General features: G+C 49.7%; 4 protein-coding genes. All 4 read left to right on the forward strand.

Annotated elements, in window-relative coordinates:
• A partial coding sequence (pcoA, locus tag APU11_RS07455) for a multicopper oxidase PcoA (protein ID WP_060578372.1) occupies positions 1-1,454 on the forward strand: 1,454 nt, incomplete at its 5' end.
• Between the two features lie 5 nt (positions 1,455-1,459).
• The gene (locus APU11_RS07460; protein WP_072199631.1) at positions 1,460-2,350 is read left to right on the forward strand and encodes a copper resistance protein B; all 891 of its coding nucleotides are present in this window, start codon (positions 1,460-1,462) and stop codon (positions 2,348-2,350) included.
• Positions 2,351-2,389: 39 nt separating this feature from the next.
• On the forward strand, positions 2,390-2,770 hold the full coding sequence (gene pcoC / locus APU11_RS07465) for a copper resistance system metallochaperone PcoC (protein WP_032662224.1): 381 nt from the start codon (positions 2,390-2,392) through the stop codon (positions 2,768-2,770).
• Positions 2,771-2,825: 55 nt separating this feature from the next.
• A partial coding sequence (pcoD, locus tag APU11_RS07470) for a copper resistance inner membrane protein PcoD (RefSeq protein ID WP_306420845.1) occupies positions 2,826-3,621 on the forward strand: 796 nt, incomplete at its 3' end.

The following is a 3,621-nucleotide window of genomic DNA, read 5'->3' on the forward strand; positions in this document are numbered from 1 at the left end:
AGCCTGATGATACCTACGTTTACACCTTTAAGGTTAAGCAGAACGGGACTTACTGGTACCACAGCCATTCCGGTCTGCAGGAACAGGAGGGGGTATACGGTGCCATTATCATCGATGCCAGGGAGCCGGAACCGTTTGCTTACGATCGTGAGCACGTGGTCATGTTGTCTGACTGGACCGATGAAAATCCTCACAGTCTTCTGAAAAAATTAAAAAAACAGTCGGATTACTACAATTTCAATAAACCAACCATTGGCTCTTTTTTCCGCGACGTGAATACCAGGGGGCTGTCAGCCACTATTGCCGATCGGAAAATGTGGGCTGAAATGAAAATGAATCCGACTGACCTCGCGGATGTCAGTGGCTACACCTACACCTATCTCATGAACGGTCAGGCCCCGCTGAAAAACTGGACCGGGCTGTTCCGTCCCGGTGAAAAGATACGCTTACGGTTTATCAACGGTTCGGCAATGACCTATTTCGATATCCGCATCCCCGGGCTGAAAATGACGGTCGTGGCTGCAGATGGCCAGTATGTAAACCCGGTTACCGTTGACGAATTCAGGATTGCCGTTGCCGAAACCTATGATGTCATTGTGGAGCCTCAGGGTGAGGCCTATACCATCTTCGCACAATCCATGGACAGGACCGGCTACGCTCGGGGGACACTGGCCACGAGAGAGGGGTTAAGTGCTGCCGTTCCCGCCCTGGATCCACGTCCTCTGTTGACCATGGAAGATATGGGTATGGGAGGAATGGGGCATGATATGGCAGGAATGGACCACAGCCAGATGGGGGGCATGAATAACAGCGGAGAGATGATGTCTATGGACGGTGCTGAGCTTGCGGATAGCGGGACATCCTCCGCACCCATGGATCACAGCAGCATGACTGGTATGGATCATTCCCAGATGGCCGGAATGCCGGGTATGCAAAGTCATCCTGCGTCAGAAACGGGTAACCCACTGGTTGATATGCAGGCGATGAGCGTCTCTCCGAAATTAAACGATCCGGGTATCGGTCTTCGAAATAACGGAAGAAAGGTTCTCACGTACGCGGATTTGAAAAGCCGCTTTGAGGATCCTGACGGACGTGAACCTGGCCGCACCATAGAACTGCATTTAACCGGTCACATGGAAAAGTTTGCCTGGTCATTTAACGGAATCAAGTTTTCAGATGCCGCACCGGTGCTGCTGAAATACGGTGAGCGACTCAGGATCACTCTGGTCAACGATACCATGATGACTCACCCCATTCACCTGCATGGTATGTGGAGCGATCTGGAAGATGAAAACGGTAATTTCATGGTTCGTAAACACACAATAGATATTCCCCCTGGTACAAAACGCAGTTACAGAGTGACAGCAGATGCGCTTGGCCGCTGGGCGTATCACTGCCATTTGCTCTATCACATGGAAATGGGAATGTTTCGTGAAGTCCGGGTGGAGGAATGATGCGAATGAAGAGAAGTTTTAAGGCCATAACTGTTCTGGTCGCTGGTTTGTTTACCTCACCGTTTTCTATTGCGGCGGGCTCCGTCTCTGCAGATCCTCATGCCGGGCACGACATGTCTTCCATGCAGATGCCGGTAGATGAGAATTTCACTGAGATGACGTCAATGGAGCCCATTGTAACTGAGAGCAGAACGCCAATTCCGCCTGTTACCGATGCCGACCGGAAGGCTGCATTCGGCAATTTACCGGGGCATGCGATTCACGACAGTGCGATTAATTATCTGGTCTTGCTGGATCAACTGGAATGGCAACGGTCGGATAACACCAATAATTTCAGCTGGAGTGTTAACAGCTGGATTGGAGGCGACACTGACCGGCTCTGGCTAAAGAGTGAAGGCGAACGAAGCGGGGGGAAAACGGAGACGGCAGAAGCCCAGCTACTCTGGGGGCATGCGGTTGGCCCCTGGTGGGATTTGGTTGCGGGTGTAAGACAGGATTTCAGACCTGCTTCAGCCCAGACCTGGGCTGCTGTCGGTTTTCAGGGGCTCGCGCTCTATAATTTTGAGTCTGAAATTACGGCTTTTGTCAGTAATGACGGAAAAGCAGCCCTCCGTCTGGGGGGAGAATACGACGTTTTACTGACTAACCGGCTCATACTCCAGCCATCCTATGAGGTAAATCTCTACAGTCAGGATGATGAATCGCGGGAGCGCGGCAGAGGATTAGCTGACACAGAGCTGGGCCTTCGGCTGCGCTACGAAATACGCCGTGAGTTTGCACCCTATATAGGCGTCTCCTGGAATCAGCTTTACGGGAAAACGTCCGATATGGCGAAAAGAGAGGGTGAGAAAGACCATCAGGTAGTATTCCTGGCGGGAGCCAGAATCTGGTTTTAATGCGTTGACTTAAAACACTAAACTAAACAGGTAAATAATATGTCGATTTTACATAAAGCCATTCTTACAGGTGGCCTGGTTATGGGCGTCGCTTTTTCTGCTATGGCCCATCCGGAATTAAAAAGCTCTGTGCCACAGGCTGATTCGGCCGTAGCGGCCCCGGATAAGATTCAGCTTAATTTCTCGGAAGATCTGACCGTGAAATTCTCAGGTGCAAAATTAACGATGACGGGTATGAAAGGTATGTCATCACATTCTCCGATGCCGGTCGCGGCAAAAGTGGCACCAGGCGCTGACCCTAAATCGATGGTCATTATTCCGCGAGAACCTTTACCCGCTGGCACTTATCGTGTTGACTGGCGCGCAGTTTCTTCAGATACGCACCCTATTACCGGTAATTACACCTTTACAGTGAAGTAATATTATGAACGACCTGATTATGATTGTTATTCGTTTTCTTCTTTATCTTGATTTGATGGTAATATTTGGATTGCCATTTTTTCAGATATATGGATTAAGTGGTGTCAGACATGAAACGTATAACCTGACTAATTTCAGGTCGTTTATAACCTTTGCTGTTGTTGCAGGCATCATTCTTACTGGCATTAATATGCTCCTGGTATCTAATGCCATGAGCGGAGTAACTGATCTCAGGGAATTATCCATCCATATTATCGAGATGGTTATAGAAGAAACTGATGTAGGTATTAGCTGGATTGTCAGACTTTGTGCACTGTTTATCACTCTCGGTGCTTTGTTCCTTTACACTAACAAGAGACTATTGTCCTGCCTGCTGATGACGATGAGTGGGGGCGTGGCGCTGGCTACACTTGCCTGGGGAGGACACGCCGTCATGCATGACGGTCTGCATTACTATCTCCATTTACTGAGCGATCTGACTCATCTCGGCGCTGCAGGTGCCTGGACAGGTGCTCTGGTTGCATTTGCTATCCTGCTGATGCGCAGAAACGCGCACAATGCACAGAGCGTCATTGTGATATCTGACTCCCTGGCAAAATTTGCCACGGCAGGTACGGTGATTGTTGTAGCCCTGATCCTGAGTGCGATGGTCAACTATCTGTATATTGCTGAAGGTAACTTAACCCCCTTATTCAACAGCTCCTGGGGGGGAATATTGCTTGCTAAGACGGCTCTGTTTGTTCTGATGCTTCTTCTGGCTGCAGCAAACCGGTTTCACCTGGGTCCCCGGCTTGAAGTTATGGTCAGGGAAGGGAATTATGATCGCAGCGTTGCCCTGATGCGAAACAGCA

Source organism: Enterobacter sp. 50793107, from assembly GCF_001463365.1.
Classification (GTDB): domain Bacteria; phylum Pseudomonadota; class Gammaproteobacteria; order Enterobacterales; family Enterobacteriaceae; genus Enterobacter; species Enterobacter cloacae.